Here is a 24869-nt window from a genome sequence, read left to right as displayed (position 1 = left end):
AGATCATTGCTGTCCACTTAAAATAAGCTGAGGGACAGCTGTTTAACAATACGTTCTTTGACATTTCTGTAATCTGATTTTGTAACCAATTCATTTATAGGCGTTTTGTCCAACAAGGATATGCCTAACACCTGTAATATTTCGTAGGGCTGACGATCTGTTTTGAGATCACTACCAACAATGGCTACAAGACAATATGTCGTAATTGCAGCGAATATCTGTATTCGAACAGCATTTTCCGTTGTACCCCAAAACGATTTTATTTTCAGATGTTGCTTGATCCATTTGAAGAACAGTTCTATTGCCCAACGGTGTTTATAGAGCAGGGCAACTTCGGCTGCCGTGACCTCCATGTTATTGGTCAGAAAGACGAACGTCCTTTTGGATTCGCTGTCGTAGAATTTTACCCTGCGTATCTTTTGAGGGTAATCCCGACAGGTGTAATAACCAATAAGTTTCCCTATCTGGTCGCATAAGATACCGTTATCCTTGTCCGCTTTTCTAGAATACATGCGCTGGAACTTGAGGTTTGATTTTGCTCTTATGACAAAGTATGCTCCTGCATTGTGCAGACGGTACAGCCTGGAATAATCAAGGTATCCGCGATCAAAAACATAGAATGCCCCCTGCTCATAGTTTAGCTGATCCATGGCATTTACATCATGGACGGTAGCGGCTGTAATATGCATGAATACAGGGATATGGCTATTGGCATCGTACAGGGTATGCATCTTGAGGCCTCCTTTGTTCCTTCTGAATGATGCCCACCAGAATACGCTGAGACAAAGATCAATGGTCGTCGAATCAAACAGGTAGACTTGTGAATCGATACCTAGATCGACATTCTTGCATTTGGATCTGGCCACAGCGACCATGTGGTAGGCAAACTCCTCAAATATCAAGCTGGCACGTTTAGCCATTCGCCTTGGCCAGATTGCTTCGGGTGATCTGTTTGCCGAGCCCCAAATGGTAGGACTTGCTGCTATGTGCTTCCAGCACAAGTATCAAATCCCGCAAGCTATCGCGGTTAGACAACTGACCGAACATCATACAAAGCAACTGGTTCCAACAAGTGAAATGCTTAACATATCTGTTCCCATCGTACCTTTGCACGATAGTGTCGAATACACGTCGTGGAAGAAATTCAGTCAACTGTGCGAAAACGTATTTGCCTCGATTCATCTTTACCGCTTTTTGCGGTGAACCTAAACAAATTCAAATCGTCACGCATGAAAATTCATCACAACAATCAGATTATCAAGAAATCAAAGAACAATTTTAATAATTTTAGTAGACACTAATGATTTAAGATATATAATAGATGAATTAATGGGAGTATCTATTTTCCATTTTTCCGCAAAAGGATATAAACCGGCAAAACTGCCCACCTTTCTTCGTAATAGTTCCGATCCGAAAGCAAAAGCGACAATCAACCGTATAATAATGGACACAGATTTATATTTACGTATAATCATTTAATCAGCTTGACTGACGGAATTTTTCTTGACCAAATACTATCTTTTACAACTTTTAAAGTGGAAAAAGATTTATCATCAAGACGATATACATTCCTATCGTTCTTAGTGAAATCATAAAACCTGAATTCAGATGGATTATGAATTATTAGCATTTTTTGAGTTTTTACCCCTTGTGGATCTATAAGTTCAACTAAGCAACTAGTAATAACTGGATATTTAATATTTTCAATCATATTCCCCTTTCGAATTATTGTATACGCTTTCCATATAGGAGAAACCACCGTTCCATCCAATTTAAATTCGATTTCAAATCCCCGAAAATACGGACGTAGTGGGTTTGATAGTTCAAAGGAACCATTTAGCAGTAAATAGCCTTCAGCGGTTAGATACGTGATATTACTCATTTGTTTATTTACTAGCACATATCGTAATGTGTCTGTCGGTTTGCCCTTAACACTTTTTTCTATCTGTATGGACTCTTCACTGAAAAGGAGGAAAAAATCTACATTGTTGAACTCAGAGATCTGATAATGGGACATATTTATGTTTTTATTTAAATTAGTAATCTTGATTCTACCGATGGAATCTTTAACAATAATAGCTTTTGCAAAACGACCGCGGTGTGTGTCAAAAAAAATATCGTCACCTCTCATGACGATTGCTTTTATAGGGAATTCATCAAATTTACTAATATCATATTCTTTTCGCAGTAACAAACTCTCGACAAAATTCTCTGGCAACCAGATTTTTTCATACCCTGTAATTTGACCTAACGTCTGGAAAGTAAGTAATAGATAAGTTCCCCATGTAAGAAGTAGCTTTTTCATATATTTCATCGAAGATTTTTAAGGATTCCAATCATCCCCTGCTATTGGGAAGAAAATCAAATTTTGATTACTATAGAATCCTGTTTCTGTCTCACCGTTACCGCTATAAATATCTATGTGCGCCATGGATCCGTCTTCAGCTATTTGGTATACGATACCTGTTGTAGAATAGTAGCTAGAACTTAAAAACTCTGCTCTGGTCATCGTGGATGTATGTCCTACGCCATTCTCGATTAACCACTCTGCTACATCTCGTGCTCCACGGGGATAGCCTTCAGATGTTACGTTTCCTGCGTATGTAGGATCTTGAGAAAAATCAACACCGTAAGCATCCATAAACATTTTTCCTAAGCGTATAGCACACTGGTTTGCCGCATAAGAATCACTGGAAGGTGTAGCGTTTGATCCGTCTTCATTTCTGGGATAATAATGGAATAATCGACTATGATTTAAATTTGAATAATCAATTTGGCCACCACTATAACCGCCATAATTTCCATAACCACCAGTGCCGTAATCCCCGTATCCGCCTCCGTACCAATCTGGCCATCCGCCATTATAACCTCCGTAGTCGCCCCAACCATAGTCTCCATATCCACCAGGGTTATACTCACCTTCCGGCGGAACGTATCCGTTTTGCATGGCTGCCCAAAGTTCTTCCCATGAGTTATACCCACCATAACTTCCGGTTCCCCCCTTTATACTATGCAAATGCTCGGGATCCAGCATTTCCAGTTCTTCGCCTAATTGGTCCAGGTTTAATTTTAATCGTTTCATTTTGTTTTCATTTAAGATGTATAATGGATTAACCTGTTTTGATTGGTTATTAGACTTTTTATAATAGTGAGACCGAGGGCGCTCCATTTACCACGGTGAAGATCAATGTGCTGACAGATCGACCTATTGATATCACGGAATAAGCTCATTGGAGCTGTAGTGCGTGATATCTGCTTACATGCCTGTTCCCATGCCCAGAGCCATTCGGTGTCAGCACTGTAATGTCCATACTCTGCCAAAGCAAGCAGTTCGTTCAAATCGGCGAAATTGTTTTTGATCAACTTATCAGCTTCAAGCTCCAGTCGGCGAACTTCTTCCTTGGGTAATCGGGCAGCTAATTTCTTATGATCTTCTCGCAGGATCTCTGCTACTGTGCTTAGTGGGCTGCCAAATACGCCCAAGGCTACTATTTGGAGGCACAGGTAAAAATTGAATAGGGCATCCTGATCCACCGGATTTTCCGCAAAGGCTTCCAGCATCAATGCGGATATTTCTTTTCTAATGAAAGCAACCTCCGGCGGTGCAATATGGGCAGTATGGGGTAACGCCGGTTTAAAGGTATTGGTATATACGCTGTTATTGGGTAGGTCTAAAAAAAATGAATCATGGATGGGTAGGGGCTTGTCGAGCCTCTGTGTCGGATGGGCAGTTATGAACTCCTCAATGGTCGATTGATATAATTGTATCTTCTGCTGGTCCATAGATTGCAGGTGCAGCTCCAGCCGTAGATGTTCTCCCTGCTCCTTGCAGAAGTATAGTGTATAACCGCTATAGCCACTCTCTGTTTTCAACTGTTGTAGGATTGGCGCTAGGCAGTTCTTTAACAGATCGGACCATGCCTGCCGGTTATAATAAATCGCAAAACAAAGTGGATATTTCATTGCGTGAGTAGCTGATAAGAGAAGATAGCTGGCTTGCTCCATGGCGCTCTTATTAACTCAGACAAGTTTCCTGCTGGATGCTTTACGGCGATATTTTGATTACATATCGTTTGGCAAGCGTATATTTCTCCGACGGTGATCATATTTGCTAATTGGTTTTAGATGGTTTAAAAAAGGCTTAATTTTTTTTAATTATCCATAAAGAAAAAAAATATTTTCTATATTAGCAAATAAGTTTGAAAAAAACTAAAATCTAATTATTAACCATGTTTAGACCTTTTCCACTTGATAGACAGTTAGATATGATGGATTGTGGTCCGGCCTGTCTCAAATCGATTTCAAAATTTTATGGCAAGTACTATTCACTGCAATATCTACGGGATAAATGCGGATTATCCCGGGAGGGGGTTTCTTTCCTTGATTTGAGCCATGCAGCCGAAAGTATAGGCCTAAGAAGTATCAGCATAAAAGCGACCATTCAGGATTTATACGAAAAAGTGCCGTTACCCTGTATTGTACATTGGGGCAACAGTCACTTTATTGTTGTCTACAAAACAACAGCTAAAACAATTTATGTTTCTGATCCGGCTAAGGGCCTGCTAAGCTACAGCCATCAGGAATTTGCAAAAAACTGGTGCAAACCGCAGTACGAACATAAAAAAGGTGTGCTGCTTGCCTTGGAACCGCAGGCAGATTTCAAACTTATGCATGAAGATGAAAAGCGGAACAGAAAAAAAACAATTGATAGCCTAATGGGTTATTTTACACCGTATAGGAAGAATTTTGCAAATCTGTTTGTCGTGATGTTTATCGTGACGCTGCTACAGGCCCTTTTACCGTTTATTTCTAAAGCAGTGATTGATGTAGGCATACAACGGCAAGATATCGATTTTATCAACATCGTGCTGATCGCCAATATTGCCATTATTCTTTCGGTCACTCTTTCAAATGCGGTACGCGACTGGATATTGGTTCACGTAACCTCCCGAATTAATATTGCACTTATTTCAGATTACCTTATGAAGCTCATGAAGCTTCCCATTACCTTTTTCGAGACAAAGATGACGGGCGATATCTTACAGAGAGCAAACGACCATGAACGTATTCGGAGCTTTATTATGAACAACTCGCTGAATACAGTTTTCTCTGCATTAACGTTTGTGGTATTCGGCATTATTTTATGGATTTATAATACATCTATCTTCTATACATTCTTGGTGGGCAGTACGCTTTATATACTCTGGGTACTGGCTTTTTTGAAACTCAGGCGCAAATTGGATTGGAATTATTTTGAGTTAATTTCTAAAAATCAAAGCTATTGGGTAGAAACGATAGAGGGGATGCAGGATATCAAGGTGAACAACTACGAGAAGGCTAAGCGCTGGAAATGGGAAAACATACAGGCAAAGCTATATAAAGTAAATCTGAGAAGCTTAACAATCAACAACGTTCAAAACCTGGGTGCACAATGCATCGACAATATCAAGAATTTGCTGATTACGTTTTTTTGCGCAAAGGCGGTCATCGCCGGCGAGATCACTTTCGGTGTAATGATTTCTACGCAATTTATCATTGGCATGTTAAGTGGTCCGCTACAACAGTTTGTTAGTTTTATCACTTCGGCACAATTTGCACATCTGAGTTTTCTGAGATTAAACGAAATACACCAGCAACCGGAAGAAGATGACAATACAGGCAATAACAGCCTGGAACTCGCGCAGGACAAAAGCCTGATATTAAAGAACGTTTTTTTTCAGTATACAGCCAATTCACCAGTGGTTCTAAACGGTCTGCATTTATCCATACCCGAAGGAAAGATTACAGCGATCGTAGGCGATAGCGGTAGTGGTAAATCCACACTACTTAAACTGTTGCTCCGTCTTTACAAGCCGTCTCATGGCGAAATTCTGATCGGTAATATGAACCTGAACAACATCAGCCTGAAGCAATGGCGGGATAAAGTCGGCGTGGTGATGCAAGACGGGAAGATATTTAATGATACGATACTGAACAACATTGTATTGGACGATGAGAAAATCGATTATGGGCTATTACGTCAAGCCGTCGAAACCGCCAATATTGCCAAAGAGATAGAGCAGCTTCCCTTAGGATATCAAACCATGATGGGTGAGCGTGGACGTGGATTAAGCGGTGGTCAGAAACAGCGGGTACTGATTGCACGGGCACTTTATAAAAATCCAGATTTTCTATTCTTTGATGAAGCTACGAATTCACTGGATACGATCAATGAACAGAAAATTATCACCTCACTGGAAAATATCTTTAAAGATAAGACGGTCGTTGTAGTGGCTCATCGTTTAAGTACGATCCGTAAGGCAGATCAAATTGTTGTTATGCGGAAAGGAAGTGTGGTCGAAACAGGTTCGCATGAAACACTTATGAAGCGGCGGGGGCTTTATTATCAGCTGGTAGAGTCGCAGGTAGACCTGGTCAGTAACATCACGGATAACTCAGCAGCGAAAGAGAATGATGGTGAGCTGAAGCCGAAAATAGATAATAAGATAATCGAAAAGATTGAGAGCTATATAGAAAGCAATGAAGATTCGAAAAGGATGATACTTAACGAGCAAGAGCCATTTGAAATAAGATCCGATACAGAAACCAAACCAACCGAAGGATAGATATGGGAACTGAAGTAACACCCGAAGAGTTTAAAAATGCAGAACGCACGGAGGAAGTTCAGGCAATCATTGATCGGATGCCTACCCGCTTTGGCCTACGGATCACCCTTTTTGTGTTGGCACTGGTAGGCGTTTTCTTTTCTTTTGGATGGATCATTAAGTATCCCGATGTTGTAACAGGAGCAATCACCATCAACGCCAGTAGCGCACCAGTAAAACTGGTTGCCCACACCTCCGGCAGATTGCAGTTTAACAACATCCAAAATTTCAAAGAAGTAAAGGAGGGAGAATATGTGGGCATTATACATAATGCAGCAGATTTAGACGATGTAATAAAGGTGGGTCACCTGATCAGCGAATTTCGTATAAATGATATCAAAACCTTTGATAAATTGACTCTTTTCCCAAAAAATGTTTCGCTGGGTGAATTAAGTAATAAATATTTTGTTTTTCTCAACGCCTTTGCCCAGACGGCACAGTACTATCAGGCAAATTTATATGACAAACAAACTGAAGTATTAAAAAAGCTAATTCAGGAGTACGGCAAGATTTTGGACATCACCGCGCATCGAATTGAAATGAGCAAAACCAACATGGGGCTTGTGGGCAAGTTTTCAGACCGGGATTCTATTCTGTTTTCAAAAAGGGTGCTTTCCGAAGCAGATAACGAACGGGCAAAGATGACACTCATTTCAGCCCAGGACGCTTACCAAAATATGCTTAAGGAGTATGCCAATACCAACAGCCAGTTACAGCAAACGGAGAGCCAGCTGCAACAGACGGTGATCCAAAAAATGGAAAAGGAAAATCAACTGGAGCTCGGCTTGATTTCAGCCTTTACAGATCTGGAAGATCACTTTAAGATGTGGGAAGATAAATATGTACTCAAGGCGCCAATGGATGGTAAGTTACAATTTCTAAAGTTTTGGGTCGAAAGTGAATTTGTGCAGAGCGGTGAACCGATTTTTACCATCGTTCCACTTCAAAACAATGTTTTGGGACAAATGAACTTGCCTATTCAAGGTGCCGGAAAAGTAGAAATAGGACATGAAGTCATTATAAAATTGGCAGATTATCCATACATGGAGTATGGAAGTATAAAAGGTGTAGTATCCGCAATTTCATTAACAGCCAATGTACAAAATACTGCGGAGGGTACCGTTGAAAATTATTTGCTAGATATTTCTTTACCGGATAATTTAAGAACCAATTACGGGTCAGAACTCGGCTTTCGTTTCGAGACCAAAGGTACAGGAGATATCATCGTCCGAGAACGCCGCTTGATTGAACGGTTGTTTGATAATTTGCGATATAAACTAAAGCAATAATTACAACTACCTCAGACTACTAATTTATTCGATAAAATTCATTTCAAATAAAATATATAACCCTATGATTGTTCTGACCTGTATATCCGACATGGAAAATCCTGGCTATAAACTACTTTTAAAATCATGTGACTACTTTGGTCTAAACTTAAAAACATTATATAATGAAGGAGGATGGAAAAGTCATCGGCTGAAAGATTTGCATGTCAATAAATACCTGAAAACACTAACCCCAGATGAAGTAGTTTTGTTTACAGATGGTTACGACACGATGTTTGTATCCGGAGAAGACGAAATACTAAAAAAATACAATGCAATTGGTGGATCAGTAGTTTTTTCGACAGAGATGAATTGTTTTCCCCACGAAGCCCATAAATTTGAGTATGGTGTAGGTGAAACTAAGTTTCAATACCTCAATTCAGGCGGCTATATTGGTACGGTATCCGCATTGTTGAACTTATTTGATAAGTTTGACACCATGATTTCTTCTGGAATAGTGTCGGATAATAATTACCGTATGAGTAATCAATATCTATGGACAAAACTGTATTTGCTTAACCGAAAGGACATACGATTGGATTACCATTGTTCCATCTTCCAGACGTTCGTCAACCGGATTGATATTCTTCGTAAACCTCAGATGAGCAACGTATATCTTGAAGAAATAAATACCGTGTTAGATGACTTTTATATCGAAAAAAATAGGCTGTACAATGTAGTTACGGGGAGCACTCCTTCCCATCTCCATTTCAATGGCGTCTTGTTTAAAAATTTGATAAAAACCGGAGTTCTGGATGGTATCATACCTTGGAAAGAAGAAGTGAATAGTTAAATTTAGGTGCTATTTAGCTTGAAAAACGCATATTGTAGGTTAAACCTCTAGAGGAATAGGAGAAAAATTTTTATAAAGATTGCCTTTTTTTTGTATTTCGTTTTTTACGAAGCTAATTCCTTTTCTTGTATTTTCTTCCATAATCAATCTGTTGGATATCTGGTGAAAAAAAAACAGGGCCTCTTCCTGTAAATATTTAGAGTCTATTCGATAAAAATTCTTAAGATTGCTGATTTCCCCTTCTTCATCATCCAACCAAACCTCACTTATCCAAGAGTTCTCCAAGATCGAATAATTATAGCGAAGTGAAAAATTTAAAGGCGTCTCCGGTTCCAACTTACTGTAAAGAATATTGTTTATCATAGTTCCTCTCATAGCCGTGCGATCATCGAAAAGAAAAAGTAGCTCAGAACTGTATCCGTTTATATATCTGATGTAAAGATCCTTAACCGAAAATCCTTCTTTCGAATTAGACGTGCGCTCCTGATTAGAATGTTGTATAGCATTCAAGAATAAAGAATTGTCAATATCCACCTTTTTAAGTCCCGAACGCTCTAAGCGATGGATTAAATCAATATCTTCAAAACCATAATGTTTCATGCGCTCATCATACCCACCTATATTTAAAAAACTACTCTTTAACATACATATCCTACCTAGTACATCATTTTTGCGGAGTGGCACATAATAGGTGGTCAAAAATACGTCCTGCATGTTTTTGAACATTTGGTTTACGTACTTTGCAAACCCCGCGCCCGTAAAATTGTCTGCATCAATATTACAGATGATATCGCCGGTGGCTAAAGAAACCGCAAGATTTCTTGAATGCGTCCAATCATAGAACTCAACAGAATCGATCCTAAAATAGATTAGCTTACCATTGTTTAATTCTTCCGAATAGTTCGATTTTATATAATCTTCCAGACCATCAGAAGAATTATAATCAAGCAACACATACTCGAGGTTTTCATAATCCATATTATCAGCTAAATTCTGCGGCAGCGTTTGCTTGAGATAGGATAACCTGTTCATGCACGTGGTGCAAAAAGAAATTCTGAAATTATTCATTTATTAGGTTTTAAAGTTATTGTCCTTACAATTAGAACTACATTTATGTAATCCATATCTGGCTACATATTAACTAGAAAAGATTTAAACATTGTTAATCACCCAATATTAGGTTTTCCCCCAAAATCTGTTTAAACTCCTCCCAACTTTTTCTCTTGCCTTACTAAGCAGTTGCTTTATTTCTTCAACAAATTTCTTTCATAGCTGTCACTTTGAGATTTTCGTGTCTCCGACTCCAATCAACGGCAAGACACCGGAAACATTTCGACGCCAGCCTGTGGCCTTATTCGTAATCTTGATTACGTCTGCAATTATTGCTTTCATTAATATTGTTACTCCGTTTTTATGTGTTCCTCGAATTCCTTTAGCCATAAAGGGTCTACTGTTTTTTTAGCATTTTCAATAGTTTCAGGTGAGAAATGGGAAATCAATTTATATATTTTTGTTTTGGATGCTTTATCCTCGTTGATATCTTTGAAATGATTCTTAATGCTGGTTTTACTTAATTCAATTGATTTGCCATTTAATTGAGTTGGTAAATAAGTTCGAATGAACTTATTCTTTATTACATCATCAAGTTTGTAGTATTGATCGATTATGAGTACCAGATAAGAGGTTAGTTTTAGTGTCTTTTGTTCTCTAATACTATTTCTATCTTTTGTCAATTCTTGTATTTTATTTGGTAGACTTTTGTACGCTGGAAATTCACCATCGAGATTCAATAAATCCTTTAGAGATAAATTGTATATATTCTTACAGACGTCTCTTAGTGATTTTAAATCAATTTTTTGACTTTTACCAATCATTCTCGAATACTGCCCTGCTTTAAGTTTGGCATGCTCGTCTATTTCTTGTCTTTCAATCTTGAAATGATTTCTCAAGCTTTCCAATAGCGTGATAATGAATACAACTTCATCAATTTTGTGCAAAACCATAATTTTCAAAATGCGAGTATTAAATATTTTTATTTTCGAATAATTGTTGTTATCTTTGAATAGTTAATTAAATAGCGACAAATCAAAGAGATATATTATCTCTTGAACGATTGTCACTCATGAAAGAAGCCGCCAATTTCCCAATGAGTTGATCGTGATCTCGCTTTCTATTGGATTTTTGTATATTCGTACATAATTCAATAGAGCGAGTTTCATGTCAGTCTTTCTGGGAGCTTAAGTCTTTAGACTTAAGTGGCACTTGGCGGCGCCATTTCGGAAGCATTGAGACTCGCTCTATTGGTTTTTATATCAATATTGTGCTTACCTACAGCTGAGTGTACATCGTTCTTCATAAACTATAAAAATTATGAGCAGAACGAAAAGAACAAACACCCCAAAAGACCCCACCAGAATCCAGGATTCTAGGCCGTGGTTTTCCCATTTACTACTTTATAACAACGTTCCGTGTCATCCGGAATAGCTTTAAAAAAGAAACAAACTTTGTTAGAAAAAGGGGAGAGGTATGCTTGTTCAACAACCATACCTACGGCGTGAGCCGTGTCCTCTTCTTGGAAGTTTGTTTACCGACCTTTAACATACATGAAAGCAAATGCTTGTTCATAGGTTAAAAATCAGTCTTGACTTTGTTTTAGCAGACTAAAGGTAAGGTTTTATTTAATCAGAACCAATTGTTTTCCTGAAATTCGTATAGTTTTTCTATAAAAACGAGGTCGGTAATTTTATTTTTTATTCAGGAAAGGCGTAAATCAATACCGAATAACCTTGTATGAAGCCCTCAGTAGCGCGTTCCGAATAGTATCAATCATTTTTAACGGTATAGACCTTTGGTCTTTACACTAACCATTAAAAGAATGCGAAAATTACGCAAAGGGGGAAGCTATGCGCCGTTGCGAGCGATAGAGAATGCCCTAAATACAAGAAAAAGATCGCCACTTCGCTTCGCTCATAGCGATGACGAGCATAAAAAGGGGCTCATGCAATACCTACAACCGATAGCATATTGCACGAAGCTGGTGACTTTAATAATTTCATTTATATGTGTGTTGTTTAGTGATGCCCAGGCGCAGTCGGGCCGTGCACTCGGAGGGGTAGTACGATCGGCTGCCGACGGGCTACCTATAGAAGGAGTATCTATAGAGGTAGGCAAAAAGTATACGCTAAGCAATAAAGAGGGTAAGTTCACTATCATCGTCGCCGAGCAAAAGGGTATATTAAAAATCAATCATATTGGGTTTGTTGGGCAAAGCCTTGCTTACGATGAAACAACTACGCTATTAGAAATAAGGCTCGAAGCTAATGAAAACCAGATCGAAGAGGTGGATGTGGTCAGCACGGGGTACCAGCGTATCCCTAAAGAACGGGCTACCGGGAGTTTTGAGTTCGTTGATAGCGCGCTGTTTAACAGGAAAGTTTCGACAGATTTTATCAGTAGGTTAGAGGACGTGGTGCCGAGCATTGTGGCCGATAAGACGTCTTCTTCCAATAGAGGCTCGAGACTCAATGTTTATGTAAGAGGAGTAAGTACGATGCAGTCTGAACGTTGGCCATTAGTTGTGATCGATGGGGTGCCATATCCTAATAATTTCGATAGCTATACAGGTAATTTTAATAATATCAATCCAAATGATATTGAAAATGTAACGGTCTTGAAAGATGCGGCGGCATCTTCGATCTGGGGCGCGCAATCGGGGAATGGGGTTATTATTGTTACGACCAAGCGTGGTAAATACAATCAGCCGTTCCAGCTGTCGGTCAATAGTAATGTGACTGTAGGTCAAAAACCCGATCTCTATTACTATCCGCAGATGAATACGTCCGATTATATCGATCTGGAAAAGCAAATATTTGATGCAGGATATTGGGATAGCCGAATGAACCGGTACAATGTAAATCTTACGCCTGTTATTCAATTGTTAAAGAAGCACAAGGAAGAGGATATTTCTGATCAAGAGCTGCATCTGGGATTGGATGCCCTACGTGGTATCGATATGCGAGAGGATTTCCTGAAATATATATACCGCGAATCGGTCAACCAACAATATAGTATCCAGTTGCGTGGCGGTGGAGAAAAGATCAATACCGCCTTCTCGGTTGGTTACGACAATAATCTAGAGAACTTGGTCACTTCATCTTACCGCCGGTTGACGGCAAAGAACAATACCCAGCTTAGACCGATCAAGAATCTGACGCTGGATATCGGCATCACGTATACCGAATCTAGGCGCAAGGATTCGGAGCAGCCTATGGGGTATAACCTGATGGGTAGCGGTGAAGGTAATTTTCCCTATATGCGTATGGCCGACGAGCATGGGAGACCGTTAGTCGTGGATGCGATCACGCGCAATCCGATATTTCGGGATACGGTAGCGGGAGGTAGGTTATTGGACTGGAAATATCGACCGATAGCCGAGCTGGATGAAACCCACACCATTACACACATCCGCGAGACCTTTTTAAATTTGGCGGCCAACTATCAGATATTCCCTTCACTCAAGGTGTCCGGACTATATGCCTACCAAAGGGCTTCGCAGCCTATGGAGCTCTGGCGTGGAATGGGCTCAGTATATCTCCGTGAGATGATCAACTGGCGTGCATCATGGGATAATAACAAGGTGACCTGGAACCTGCCCCTCGGAGATTATTTAAATACGTTGCACCGTAACAATGCCTCGCAGCAGGGACGGATTGTTTTAGACTTTAGTCAACGATGGAATAAACATGATCTGACAGCTATCGCCGGTTCGGAAGTCAGGCAGGTGAACAGCGATATGATGTCTTCCGTGTTTTTCGGCTATGACCGGGAGACCATGAGCTACCAGACGGTAAGGCTTGGTGCGCAGATACCGGCACTGAATGGTATCGGCGGAATGACCACATTGATGGACTATTCGCAGAATGCAGCTTTTATTAATCGCTATGTCTCTTACTTTTCTAACGCGGCGTACACATATAATGGCCGGTACACCCTAAGCGGAAGTGTCCGGAAAGATGCGTCCAATCTGTTTGGTGTACATTCCAACAATCGGGGACAGCCCTTTTGGTCGATTGGCGGAGCTTGGTTATTATCTAATGAACACTTTGTGAACTCGGAATGGTTTCCGGTATTGAAATTACGGGCAACTTACGGGTATAACGGCAATGTTAACAATTCGACAGCGGCTTATCCTATTATCAGCATAGGCGCTCAGCCCAATACCATTACTGGACAGAATTTTGCAACGATATCCACCCCTCCCAATCCATCCCTAAGATGGGAACGTATAGGAATGCTAAACATAGGGCTGGATTTTGTATTCAAGGACAATCGTCTCTCTGGCGCGATCGAATACTATATCAAGCGGCCAAAGGATCTGATAGCACCGACACAGGTGGATCCGTCTACCGGATTTACGTCCCTCAACATTAACAGCGCCGATCTGGACGGACGTGGCGTCGATATTTCCCTAAATTCAGTCAATATCAAAACAAATATGTTCAGTTGGACATCCAATCTGGTATTTGCTTACAACCGTAATAGAGTGATTCGCTCTTTCGTCAGTAACGAAATGGCGAGGAATTATATCAGTGGTCCGGGAGGGATGTTAATGACCCCGGTTGAAGGTATGGATCTGCATAGTCAGTTGGCCTATAAATGGGCAGGACTCGATCCGGAGGATGGCACACCGCGGGGATACCTTGATGGCGAAATATCAAAGGACTATTCTGCACTGGTAAATCAATCGTCCGTACACGACGTCGATAATCACGGATCATTACGGCCTGTCTATTTTGGCTCGTTCAGAAACAACTTCCGCTATCAGGATCTAGAGCTATCATTTAATATCGCTTATAATCTTGGACATAAATTTTTGAGAAGGTCGTTTGATAACCGTTTCTTCATCGATAACGGCATAGGCCACGCGGACTATGCAGACCGTTGGCAGCAGCCGGAGGATGAGCAATGGACAGATGTGCCGGCTTTTACCTATCCCCATAATCTGTATGCGAGTCAGCTGTATTACCTGTCGTCTGCCTTGGTAGAGGATGCAGGCTGGATAAAACTCCGGGATATACAACTGAGCTATTCGCTCCCAAGATTAACAGGTATCCCCGTGAAGAATGCACGGGTTTACGCGTATGCACAAAACTTAGGTATGCTGTGGCGGGGCAACAATTATCGATTGGATCCTGAGTTTGGCGGAAGGAATATTCCTGATCCATTTGCCCTGTCCCTAGGTCTAAATTTTAACCTATAATATCATGAAGAAATTTTTAATTTATACAGCGGCGGTTTTACTCGCGACTAGCTGTTCGGATTTTTTGGATGTCAAACCGGATCAAAAAATGGCCATACCCAAAACCTTGGAACATGCGGATCTGCTGCTTAATGACTACAGCAGTATGAATGCCAGCTATCCGACCTTGGGGGAAATCTCCGCAGATGATTATTTTTTGCGTACCAATAACTGGCAGTCTATATCCGTGATGGACGAACGTCAGGCCTACCACTGGCAAGACGAGGACATTGTTCTACCTGTGCAATGGCAAAATGCATATCGCACCGTCTACCGGAGTAATCAGGTGCTGGAGGTTCTACGTGGCCTAGAAGCTAACGGCGACCCTGCTAAATATAGCAGCATTTGGGGCGGTGCACATTTTTATCGCGCCTTCGCCTTTCATCAGGTGGCACGGGTGTTTTCTCCTGCTTATAGTAGGCAGATCGCTGACGAAAAACTGGGGATTCCGTTACGTCTTAGCCCAGATCTGGATATACGCTCTGTACGCTCATCAGTAGAGGAGACGTATCAACAGGTTGTCGCAGACTATAAGATTGCGATAGCCCATCTCCCGCTAACGGAAACTTTGCTTGGTCGTCCTTCCAAAGTTTCAGCTTACGGCGGACTCGCCAGGACTTATCTTGATATGGCCGATTACGAACAGGCGTACCGCTACGCAGATTCCTGTCTAGGATTGTACAATGAGTTAATGGATTTTAATGATCTGAACGTGGGCAATGCCATGCCGATCGCCCGTTTTAATAAGGAAGTGATTTTTTCGGCGTCTACGGTAGTGGCAGGTCCAATGGGACAAACCTTCGGTCGTATTGATACCAATTTATACGATTCCTATCATCAAAATGATCTTCGTAAGCTGGCTTTCTTTCAGCACAATAACAATGATCGCGGCACCTATGCTTTCAAAGGAACTTATAGCGGTGCACATGCGGGTATTTTCGTTGGACTGACAACTGGTGAGCTTTATCTAATTCGTGCGGAAGCTGCGGTGCGTACGAGTCGATTGGATCAGGCGCTCTCGGATATCAATCATTTATTAAAGCACCGCTGGAACGAGGATGTACCGTATCCGGATATTACGGAGCAACAGCCCGATCGGTTGTTGGAAATTATCCTGACCGAGCGTCGTAAGGAACTGGTGTTCCGTGGTCAACGTTGGGCCGATCTGAAACGATTAAATCAAGAATCCCGATTTGCCAAGACGCTGTTACGGTATATCGATGGGAAGGAATATCGTCTTGAACCAAACTCTCCGAAGTATGCGATCAAAATACCGTTAATCGTGATTGAGGAGACGGACATGGAGCAAAATAAAAGGTAGTGTGTCCTCTGTGCCGGACAGGCATGACACTTTGTGTCGCCAAAGCGTCCCCAACCTCGTAGCTGTACCGTATCGGCGGAACGGATCACCATTCCTGCTCATGCCGATCCGCTGAGGCGACATTTGAGGGCCTGTTCGGATGGTGCGTGCATTTGAATGGTACAAATCTTTTGGTCATCGAACCGACAGTTTTAGTAGCAGTGAAAAGTGAATGAGAAATATAAACAAGCAAAACATGAAGAAAATTATAACATATATCATTTTATGGAGCATTGTGGGTATAGGCTATGCCCAACAGAAGCAGGTGGATCTGAGTAAGCAGGTGAGGGTAGGGGGAGCGATGCCATCGATACCTCCGCAGGCGGTGTTGTTCTATAAGCAGGATAATATCATGCTAAACGATTACAAGGATAAGGTATTGATACTGGATTTCTTTGATACGTATTGTTCGAGCTGCATTGCTTCGCTGCCGAAATTGCAGAAGCTGCAGGATGAAATGGGGAATCAATTACAGATCGTAATGGTTACCTGGCAGGATAAGGGAACTATCGAAAAATTTTGGTCAACGAATAACTTTGTTCAAGAGCATAAGATCCACTTGCCGATGATCTATAGTGATACATTGCTTAGACAATATTTCCCGCATCGGGTCATTTCGCATGTGGTATGGGCATATCAGGGCAGTGTGCAGGCCATTACGCATCCCGATTTTGTGGCAGGCGATCGCATTGCACAGTTGTATAAAGGTGGCAATATAAAGTTGCCCTTAAAATACGATTTCGAAGATAGTGGGAGGCAACATCGTAATGGGCAAAACAGCAAGGGATCAGTTTCACTTACCGGATTTCAGGAAGGCCGGCCGACGATGGGCTATAATTATGGATTGGATAGCCTGACGGGGATGTATAGGACTTCGTTCTACAACCTGCCGATCTTTGTCGCTTATACTGCTGTATGGGCTACGATTAAAAAGCCGGAGTTCATCTTGAAGCCTGAGCGTATTGTTTGGGAAGTGCGGGACTCTAGTTTGTACAAAAACTTTGGACCGTCAGGTACCGGAAAGATTTGGTTGTCAGAAAACGGTATTTGCTATGAACGTTACGATCAGGTTCCACGTAGCGAAAAAGATCAGGCCGCAATTGTATTAAAGGACTTAAATGCATTGCTGGGTCTAAATGTTTATTGGTCTACTCGTAGAATGCCCGCTCTCGTGATCGAAGGAAAGTATAAAAGTCCGGGAAGTATAGTCTCTATTGATGGACTTAAAATGGAAGGCACTTCGGTATTGTCCTTTGGACTGGATATGACAGGGTTATATCCCCCTGTGATTGATCGTGTAAATAACAAAGAGATGCTTTTGATCCCAAGCTATGAAGGTTTAAAGGAGCTAAATGATAATCTCAAAATGTATGGTTTGAAGGTCGTAGAGAAAATAACAGATGTGGAGGTATTGGTTTTTCAAGAGATTGATAAACGGTAAGATACAAACAATAAGGGGTTAGCGTTACCTAACCCCTTTCAAAAATTATATGTTTACGCTAATCCTTATGCATCCCGTAATTGGACATTCGTCGATGGGTTCCCAAATTGAAGAGCCTGAATCATTTCATCTTTCAAAGGCTCTGTCAATACTGGATGTCCAGTTCCATCATCTTCTGCCTGAACCGCACAGATTTGGTCTGTACCGTCGCAGGTTGGTGATGGATTTGACGAATAGTCATTAGGTTGCGTAGGATCACCGCTAGGATTCAATTGAAACCAAGCCATTTTGACCTCCGATCTTTAACTATCATAATTCACTATAATTGATCACATCGTCCCTTTCGGTTTGATGGCCCCGGCCCTCACATAGAGGGTTGTTTTGGTTTCGGCATCAGGACTCCTTATTTGGCCAACCATTTTATTTTCCCCTACAACCCCAGCGGGGGGAAGAGCGCGAACTTACGCCAGCGCCATAGCGCAGGGCCCGTGCAAAAAGCGACTTTCTTAAAACCGCTATCCGCGAGCGCTTGCCTGCCCCCTATGGGGAGGTAGCTGATCGGCAATCGGCCGATGCTGTAGCTGTCGTCTTTTGCTGGCAGTTGCTGCGGTAGGAACCTTAAAATAGTGCTTCGTGCGTTCATATATACCTTTGTTTATGAGATAATCGTATAATAATCTCCCCGCTGGCCGTGCCCGATCCATAGGGAGAATCTATACTGATAAATTAGGGGCGCTTGTTATTTCGAGTTTCCAGCCGGACACTGTCAAAGCGGTTAGAACGTTTAAATTCAGCCTGTAATACACACTGCTCAAGCGACATCTGGGGTGTGATCCCCAGTATATCCACGGCCTGCTGCAACCGCTGCATATGGTTGCCGCGGATAACCTCAGGTTCTATCAGTAGCTCATCATATGTCTTAAGCAGACGCTTCTCGGATTCCTGCCGAAACCGCTCGGAAGTAGGCCGGTGTCCGTCTGGTACAAAATCAAATTCTACCGGTAGATGGATAAATTGGTCGTAATGACCACAGGTGTATTCCTTGGCCATGCCTTCAAATCCCGATAACAGTTTTTGAAAATCACGGTATCTACCCGGGTTTAATAGTTGCCGGAATTTCATCTTCCAGGGTTTCTCATCCGGATAGGCTCCGGTGATCAGTCGTGTACTGCCATACAGCCACTCCTGTATGGGGCATCCGTCCGAAATAAACCCATGCGGTAGATCTGACTCGCTTTCGATGCGTTCCCCAAACCGTTTCATGCCCAACGTTATGAGTTCGACAGGAGTGCACTGCCGGAGGGTTTTCCCCGGGTAAAGCATAGGGAGTATCTCGCGCATGGTAAGTGCGTGGGTAGCAGGTATACCGCTGGCCAGCGAAAGCGCAAGTGCGAGCGTGGTCTTGCCGGTGCAATAGGTGCCGCTTATAACAATTTTCTTCATGATTCTATTTTTTGAAATCCTACTTGAAACTTCCCGCGATAATTACCGACGGTCCCGCTGAGCGAGATGAGCTGCCATTTCTGGTTTTCCCTGTTCACCTCACGGCTGTCGTGGAACAGGATAGCTCCATCACAGTGATCTTCAAATATCGGACGGCCGCTTGCGAGTGTCAGCTGCCGCAGCCAGATATTCGGACAGCGGAGACGGTCTATTCCCAGCTGCGTGAAAAGTAAGGCCTGCATCAATTGTCCGAATACAATAAGGGCGTCGGTAGGCAACCACATATGACGGGTAGATCCGATACCCTTTTCCATTGGGCTGCCTTCGGTAACTATGCTGCGGATATAGGCACTTGCACGGTTCTGTTCCGTAATGAGATTTACCTTTTCGATATGGATTTCCCGGTTTTTATAGCCCGAGGAATATAACTGTTCGCAGTCGAGACAAAGCCGCTGTTGGGGATCGAGATAGCGGTAATAGGGACGCTGGTGATCTATGGCAATTAGGATACTATTCTGTGTGCCGATTGTAATAGCAAAGGTGCTGCGGGTTCCCGGCACACTTTCAGCGCTTTGTGTACTGGAAACAACCTTGACACGGTAGGAAGTAGCCATAAGGTACTGCGGACTGCGCAGTTTGATATGCAGGTCGCTGAGGGCAGCGCTGCTGATCTGCTCATTACTCAGGCCTATCATCAGATAAAGTGCATGACTCGCGAGTTGCAGTGCCAGGGCCGTAAATTCAATGCTGCCGACATGCACCTCCTCGCCCCTCGGGCGCTCCGGCCCGCAGTAGTTAAAGGAAACCTGGCCTGCCAGCTCTCTGTCTTTTAAAATTCCCTCGTGCACCTGAATGTCGTAATAACGATAGCCTTCGGCGAAATATCGGACACTGCTGTTTCCGAGGACCTGGTCAATGTGTTGGAATTGTTTGCGCATATACTTAAGAATTTAATTGTATAGACGAAGGTATAAAGCTGGGTGCATACCGGAAATGTGGATTTTTGGCCTCCACAGCCGGATGTTTACCTTTTTAGTAAGATTTTGTGATGCTCTAGATACAAGTCTCCCGAAAAACGGAAGCTTCATGTGTATCAAGTGTAATATCTATCCGTTTATGGGAAATTTTTTAAACGAGAGGACGAAAAAAGATGGGTAAAGGGGAACTGTCGGGGAATGAACTTGGTTATATTTGTTCGTAATCAAATTTGGGATTACAAATTATAAGCCTATTTAAGATAATTTACTAAACAATTAACTATGAAAGAAGAAAAAAAGAAGTACCAGCGTAACCTGTTCCAGTCACTTGAAAAAGTGATCGGCAGCCATGTGTATAAAGAACTGGAAGGATTGCTTTTTATGAGTTATAAAAGTGTTTATTCCCTTCGGCAAGGAAACAGTTGGTTAAAGTTTGAGGATGCTGCCAAGATTATCGAACATTTCGGCCTGCCTGTGCAGGATCTTTTTGTAAACAAAACGGGACTTCTTGGGTTTTCCTATATCAGTTTAAAGGATTTTAGGGAAAAGGGATACCGTGAATACTTAAATAGACTGGCGGTGAGTATACGGTTATTTGCTAAAAAAATACGCGCCGAGATGCTCTTCCTCGCCGATGAGATTCCTATTTTTCATTTTATGCCCCATAAGGAACTGATCTATTTCAAACTTTTTACCTGGGCGATGGAAAATCAGACGGATAGGGAGCGACCTTTGATGTTCTATGAAGATTTTGTAAAGGATATGGAAGAGATGGACTTTACGGCTGAGTTTGAAAGTATCTACGCAGCATATATGGAAATTCCATCACAGGAGATCTGGTCCCCGTCAACCATTGATTCCATGCTCTATGAACTGCAGCTCTATATCGAGTATAAGGTATTCCGTGAAAAGGAAGTTATCGGGTTACTTCATGATCAGGTCGCGCAGATCTGGAAAAATCAACTGGACTGGGTATCGACAAGGCGTAAACCGAACGGTCAATATTTTGATCTCTTCTACACCAGAACCCATATCGGGGGCGGACGCATGTTGCTAAAAAGCGATGAAGATAGTACAGCGGTGATCAAACTGCATAAGATCAACAGTATCGCAACTTCCGACCGCTCATTTGTGCAGGAGCAGGAAGCGTCCTTCCGTAGCATAACTGAAAAGTCATCGCTGCTCGGCACGGCACCGTTGCCAAAACTACAGTTGATCGATCAGGAAATTAGACAACGGATCGAGCTGTCCAACGATATCGCCCATAAGCTATATATACAGACCTATGATTAAGATGTAGATGCCAGATAAATTTAGGGGTCAAGCAACTAAGTTTATAGCCGCTTAGGAACCAGTTCTGCTCGTTTTTTGCCGATAAGTAGCCAAAGGTACGTTCTTTTGAGCTTCCATGTTCGTTATCTACTTCTGTGAGGGTATTATTAAAATGGAAGTTTTAGTGAGCATCGCTGACAGGTTGAGGAGTAACGAGCGTGCTCCGGGATAGGCTCCGGAGCACATCCCCCTATCAACATGGAAAAATACTTCCAACAACTGATCGAACACACGGTCAGGACCAACCAATTGCTCGAGCAGCAGAACCAGATCTTAAAAAAGCAGCAGGAATCGCTGGTTGCGCTTAACCGAGGGCTGGCCGATCTGCACGACGTGCAGCTGTCGGTCAATAACCTTCTGAATAAGGAACTTATACATCTGCTGGAGCAGCCCTTACTGGACAAGAACCAGGTGATGGACAAGCTGAACATCAAAGACTCTACCTACAGACGTTATGTAAAGGAAGGCTATCTGCAACCGATGGGCTTTGAAAAGATCGACTGGTATTTTGGACGCGACCTGGTCAAAGCGCTAGAGGAAAGCAGACGTAAGGGACGCATCTAGAACGCCTGGCTTTTTATGCAAAATTGCCATTTCCCCGTACAGGTTTGTCAAACAGTTGTACAAAAAGTTGACAGATCTGTACAGGTCTGTGATAAATATGTACAAAACTTTTAAAACTTTGTACAAGAAGTTTGAAAGTTTGTACAAGATGTTTAACTCTTTGTACAGTAGTTTCTGCTTTTTGTACAAAGACAGCGATGTTTTGTACAAAATGTTGAATATTCTGTACAAGTTGCTGAACAACCTGTACAGGTTCCTGAATATTTTGTACAAAATGTTGTCACACTTGTACGAGTCTTTGAACATTCTGTACAGCGAAACCAACAACTTGTACAGGGAAATGGCCATTTGCTGGCTCCGGTTCGATTTCACTGCACCATCAATTGACGAAAAACGGCCAATAAACGCCTGTTTTTGTTCTTTCACGTCCTTTCGCGTTCATTTTTTCATTTCGCCCTGCCCCTCAGGCTATGTTTGTCATGTTCGTTGATATCAGGGACAGGATTCAGTAACCGCTTAGGGCCTATAGCTTACCGCCTTAAGCACTTAACATTAAATAAAGAAAAAATGGCAACAAAAATGAAAGCACTCATCGGCTTCGGAAGTATGAAAGACGACGAGCTACTGATCGCGGCGACAACGATTGTTAACGCGATGACGGGAAATGCGAACTTCCCTACGCCCACACCGGATCTGGCAGATGTACAGTTGCTGCTGGATGATTTTAGCGCGAAGTTGGCTGCAGCACGCAAACGCGGATCGCCCGAGGATACGGCGATCAAGGATGAAAGTTTCGACCCATTGGCGCAGGCGTTACAAAAACTGGGCTATTATGTGAACGGAATAGCAGACGGTCATCTATCGACCCTGCTCAGCTCGGGCTTCCCGACCAACGCTCCCGCGGTGGCCAGTACGGTTCCGTTTGTGGTAGACAACGTGAAGGCTACGGACGGACGGCAGTCCGGACAGATGCGGGTAGACTTTAATGCGCAGTCCAAGGTACGTATGTATGAGTACAGCTACCGCAAGGTACAAGTACCCGAAGCGCCATGGAGCGACCGCCTCACGACGAGCTCTTCGCGTAACAACATCATTGCGCCACTGGAACCCGGACAGTATTATGAAGTAAGGGTACGCGCGGTGAATACCAAGGGGGCTGGCGACTGGAGCCAGACAGCAACGTTACTGGTTCGCTGATGACAATCGTTGTAAAACGTATTCGGCAGGGGAAGGAGAGTACCCTGTCCGAATGCTATATCGATGGCAGGTTCATCTGCTATGGGCTGGAGGATCTGATCCGCGAAGTGAAGATCAAAGGCAGCACGGCCATACCGGCCGGTCGATATAAATTGGGGCTGAATACGCATGGTGGTATGAATGGACGTTACAAGAAGCGGTATCCGAATCTGCACCGGGGTATGATCGAGATAAGCAACATCCCGAACTTTTCTTATGTGTATATACATATCGGAAATAATATCGGTGATACCTCAGGATGTTTGCTGGTCGGTGATCATTACAAAAAAGATGAGGACGGCGATTATTTTCTGCAGAAATCAGCGAAAGCTTATAAGCGATTGTATGCCTTGCTGGTGGATGCGGTAGCACGGGGTGGGGCTTGGATCGAGATTGGTAACCCGTGAATCGTGACTGGTGATTCGTGACTAGGCTGTTTTTCGCGTCATCGCGAGGAGGAACGACGTGGCGATCTTCGAGGAGTTAGTGACTAGGTTCTCATATCTCACATCTCAAATCCAAGGTCTCAATACTTAATACTCATTACTTAATACTTAATACTATGCGTAGCATTATAAACAAAATAAGCCAGGCACTGCAGGTGGTACTGCTGGCACCAATTAAATTGCCGGGGAAGGCATTGAACATTTTAAAATACGTAGCCGTGGGGCTGGGGATTATCGAATCTGTACTGGATGATGGGAAGCAGGGATCGGGAACTGGGGATCGGGAAGCAGAAATCCGGGATCAGGAAAAAGATGTTGCAGACATTGCCGACATCGGTGACAATGGAGGATCAAAGAATAAGGATCACGGATTAAAGATGAATGCCGAAGGAACGTGCGACGACGATGGAGGAGCGGAGCGATGAGGCAGCTGAATAATGTGCAGGCGGGTACGCTTGGCGGTACGTGCTGCTCAATCTTGAATAACTTCGACTGGTCCAATTTATTTCATACGGTGCTGATGGCTGTAATTGGTGCGGCAGTAAGTTACCTTGTGAGTAGATTGCTGGATGGTAAGCGACGGCGGCGCTAGCAGCTCCATTTAATAGAAAACCCCCGATGTGATCGTACATCGGGGGTTTTAGCGATGTAAGCTTGCGGGGAGAAGATGAAAATATAAAATTATTGATCAATGCATCAGTGGTTTACAATAAAGTTATAAAAATAACGTTTAGTTTACTTGGAAGTAATGTGTTCAAGTTCCTATCTTTGCACCACTCCGCAAGGGAGGAAGGGTTTGAAAGCAGGGAAATCAGGGATAGAAAGCCGAAGGACTTTGGTTTCTGATGGATTGAAAAACGGAGGGAATAAAAAAAAGATAATTTTTATTTTGGAAGTTTAAAAAAGATTTCTACCTTTGCAGTCCCGTCGGAAACGAAGGGGTTTTAAAAGAGATAACAAGGGCCGTAAGGCCTATAGATAAAGCAGAAGCGCGATGCGGATGCGGA

22 protein-coding genes are annotated in these 24869 nt (G+C 42.5%); 11 read left to right on the top strand and 11 right to left on the bottom strand.

What is annotated here, in order from left to right; all coding sequences use genetic code 11:
- Positions 1 to 17 precede the first annotated feature (17 nt).
- The 5 genes from C4F40_RS10350 to C4F40_RS10330 all read right to left on the bottom strand — a co-directional run bounded on the left by C4F40_RS10350 (position 18) and on the right by C4F40_RS10330 (position 4005).
- The gene (locus tag C4F40_RS10350) at positions 18 to 920 is read right to left on the bottom strand and encodes an IS4 family transposase (RefSeq protein ID WP_196939335.1); all 903 of its coding nucleotides are present in this window, start codon (positions 918 to 920) and stop codon (positions 18 to 20) included.
- Complete coding sequence (locus C4F40_RS10345; protein ID WP_196939334.1) at positions 913 to 1182, bottom strand: DUF4372 domain-containing protein; 270 nt, start codon at positions 1180 to 1182, stop codon at positions 913 to 915. The genes C4F40_RS10350 and C4F40_RS10345 overlap by 8 nt, the downstream gene beginning before the upstream one ends.
- A 289-nt stretch (positions 1183 to 1471) precedes the next feature.
- Positions 1472 to 2305 (bottom strand): hypothetical protein, encoded by an 834-nt coding sequence (locus C4F40_RS10340; protein ID WP_196939333.1) that lies wholly within the window; start codon positions 2303 to 2305, stop codon positions 1472 to 1474.
- Between the two features lie 18 nt (positions 2306 to 2323).
- Positions 2324 to 3082, bottom strand: a complete 759-nt coding sequence (locus C4F40_RS10335) for a T6SS effector amidase Tae4 family protein (RefSeq protein ID WP_196939332.1) — start codon at positions 3080 to 3082, stop codon at positions 2324 to 2326.
- Positions 3083 to 3093: 11 nt separating this feature from the next.
- Positions 3094 to 4005: a lantibiotic dehydratase C-terminal domain-containing protein gene (locus tag C4F40_RS10330; protein ID WP_196939331.1), complete on the bottom strand. Its 912-nt coding sequence runs from the start codon at positions 4003 to 4005 to the stop codon at positions 3094 to 3096.
- 224 nt (positions 4006 to 4229) lie between these two features.
- Between C4F40_RS10330 and C4F40_RS10325 the strand changes: the two genes are divergently transcribed.
- The 3 genes from C4F40_RS10325 to C4F40_RS10315 all read left to right on the top strand — a co-directional run bounded on the left by C4F40_RS10325 (position 4230) and on the right by C4F40_RS10315 (position 8765).
- Positions 4230 to 6605: a peptidase domain-containing ABC transporter gene (locus tag C4F40_RS10325; RefSeq protein WP_196939330.1), complete on the top strand. Its 2376-nt coding sequence runs from the start codon at positions 4230 to 4232 to the stop codon at positions 6603 to 6605.
- Between the two features lie 2 nt (positions 6606 to 6607).
- On the top strand, positions 6608 to 7933 hold the full coding sequence (locus C4F40_RS10320) for an HlyD family secretion protein (RefSeq protein WP_196939329.1): 1326 nt from the start codon (positions 6608 to 6610) through the stop codon (positions 7931 to 7933).
- A 64-nt stretch (positions 7934 to 7997) separates the two neighbouring features.
- Positions 7998 to 8765 (top strand): glycosyltransferase domain-containing protein, encoded by a 768-nt coding sequence (locus C4F40_RS10315; protein WP_196939328.1) that lies wholly within the window; start codon positions 7998 to 8000, stop codon positions 8763 to 8765.
- 39 nt (positions 8766 to 8804) lie between these two features.
- On the opposite strand, the gene C4F40_RS10310 is transcribed toward C4F40_RS10315, so the two are convergent.
- Complete coding sequence (locus C4F40_RS10310) at positions 8805 to 9833, bottom strand: glycosyltransferase family 2 protein (RefSeq protein ID WP_196939327.1); 1029 nt, start codon at positions 9831 to 9833, stop codon at positions 8805 to 8807.
- Positions 9834 to 10165: 332 nt separating this feature from the next.
- A complete protein-coding gene (locus C4F40_RS10305; protein WP_196939326.1) occupies positions 10166 to 10777 on the bottom strand; it encodes a hypothetical protein in 612 nt (203 codons plus the stop codon).
- Between the two features lie 863 nt (positions 10778 to 11640).
- Here C4F40_RS10305 and C4F40_RS10300 point away from each other — a divergent pair.
- The 3 genes from C4F40_RS10300 (at position 11641) to C4F40_RS10290 (ending at position 17864) form a co-directional block, all read left to right on the top strand.
- Entirely contained in the window at positions 11641 to 15024 is a 3384-nt protein-coding gene (locus tag C4F40_RS10300) for a SusC/RagA family TonB-linked outer membrane protein (RefSeq protein WP_196939325.1), read from the top strand.
- A 4-nt stretch (positions 15025 to 15028) separates the two neighbouring features.
- Positions 15029 to 16384, top strand: a complete 1356-nt coding sequence (locus C4F40_RS10295; protein ID WP_196939324.1) for a RagB/SusD family nutrient uptake outer membrane protein — start codon at positions 15029 to 15031, stop codon at positions 16382 to 16384.
- Positions 16385 to 16619: 235 nt separating this feature from the next.
- Positions 16620 to 17864, top strand: a complete 1245-nt coding sequence (locus C4F40_RS10290) for a peroxiredoxin family protein (protein WP_196939323.1) — start codon at positions 16620 to 16622, stop codon at positions 17862 to 17864.
- Between the two features lie 65 nt (positions 17865 to 17929).
- Here the strand turns inward: C4F40_RS10290 and C4F40_RS10285 are convergent, their stop codons facing one another.
- The 4 genes from C4F40_RS10285 to C4F40_RS10270 all read right to left on the bottom strand — a co-directional run bounded on the left by C4F40_RS10285 (position 17930) and on the right by C4F40_RS10270 (position 20245).
- Positions 17930 to 18151, bottom strand: a complete 222-nt coding sequence (locus tag C4F40_RS10285) for a hypothetical protein (protein WP_196939322.1) — start codon at positions 18149 to 18151, stop codon at positions 17930 to 17932.
- Positions 18152 to 18379: 228 nt separating this feature from the next.
- Positions 18380 to 18568 carry a hypothetical protein gene (locus tag C4F40_RS10280; protein WP_196939321.1) on the bottom strand — a complete coding sequence of 63 codons (189 nt, stop codon included), beginning with the start codon at positions 18566 to 18568 and terminating at the stop codon, positions 18380 to 18382.
- A 22-nt stretch (positions 18569 to 18590) separates the two neighbouring features.
- Positions 18591 to 19307, bottom strand: a complete 717-nt coding sequence (locus C4F40_RS10275; RefSeq protein WP_196939320.1) for an ATP/GTP-binding protein — start codon at positions 19305 to 19307, stop codon at positions 18591 to 18593.
- On the bottom strand, positions 19304 to 20245 hold the full coding sequence (locus C4F40_RS10270; RefSeq protein ID WP_196939319.1) for an AvrD family protein: 942 nt from the start codon (positions 20243 to 20245) through the stop codon (positions 19304 to 19306). Before C4F40_RS10270 ends, C4F40_RS10275 begins: the two co-directional genes overlap by 4 nt.
- A gap of 321 nt (positions 20246 to 20566) precedes the next feature.
- On the opposite strand from C4F40_RS10270, the gene C4F40_RS10265 reads away from it, so the two are divergent.
- The 5 genes from C4F40_RS10265 to C4F40_RS10245 all read left to right on the top strand — a co-directional run bounded on the left by C4F40_RS10265 (position 20567) and on the right by C4F40_RS10245 (position 24287).
- Complete coding sequence (locus tag C4F40_RS10265) at positions 20567 to 21577, top strand: hypothetical protein (RefSeq protein ID WP_196939318.1); 1011 nt, start codon at positions 20567 to 20569, stop codon at positions 21575 to 21577.
- Between the two features lie 237 nt (positions 21578 to 21814).
- A complete protein-coding gene (locus C4F40_RS10260) occupies positions 21815 to 22180 on the top strand; it encodes a hypothetical protein (RefSeq protein WP_196939317.1) in 366 nt (121 codons plus the stop codon).
- A gap of 834 nt (positions 22181 to 23014) precedes the next feature.
- Positions 23015 to 23377, top strand: a complete 363-nt coding sequence (locus C4F40_RS21775; RefSeq protein ID WP_390881650.1) for a fibronectin type III domain-containing protein — start codon at positions 23015 to 23017, stop codon at positions 23375 to 23377.
- Positions 23377 to 23823, top strand: coding sequence for a DUF5675 family protein (locus C4F40_RS10250; RefSeq protein WP_196939315.1), 447 nt, complete (start codon positions 23377 to 23379; stop codon positions 23821 to 23823). The genes C4F40_RS21775 and C4F40_RS10250 overlap by 1 nt, the downstream gene beginning before the upstream one ends.
- Before the next feature lie 155 nt (positions 23824 to 23978).
- Positions 23979 to 24287: a hypothetical protein gene (locus C4F40_RS10245; RefSeq protein WP_196939314.1), complete on the top strand. Its 309-nt coding sequence runs from the start codon at positions 23979 to 23981 to the stop codon at positions 24285 to 24287.
- Positions 24288 to 24869 lie beyond the last annotated feature (582 nt).

It is taken from the genome of Sphingobacterium pedocola, assembly GCF_015209965.1.
In the GTDB taxonomy this organism is placed as follows: domain Bacteria; phylum Bacteroidota; class Bacteroidia; order Sphingobacteriales; family Sphingobacteriaceae; genus Sphingobacterium; species Sphingobacterium pedocola.
The sequence above is the reverse complement of the archived record's forward strand: the minus strand, read 5'-3'. Positions and strand labels throughout refer to the sequence as shown.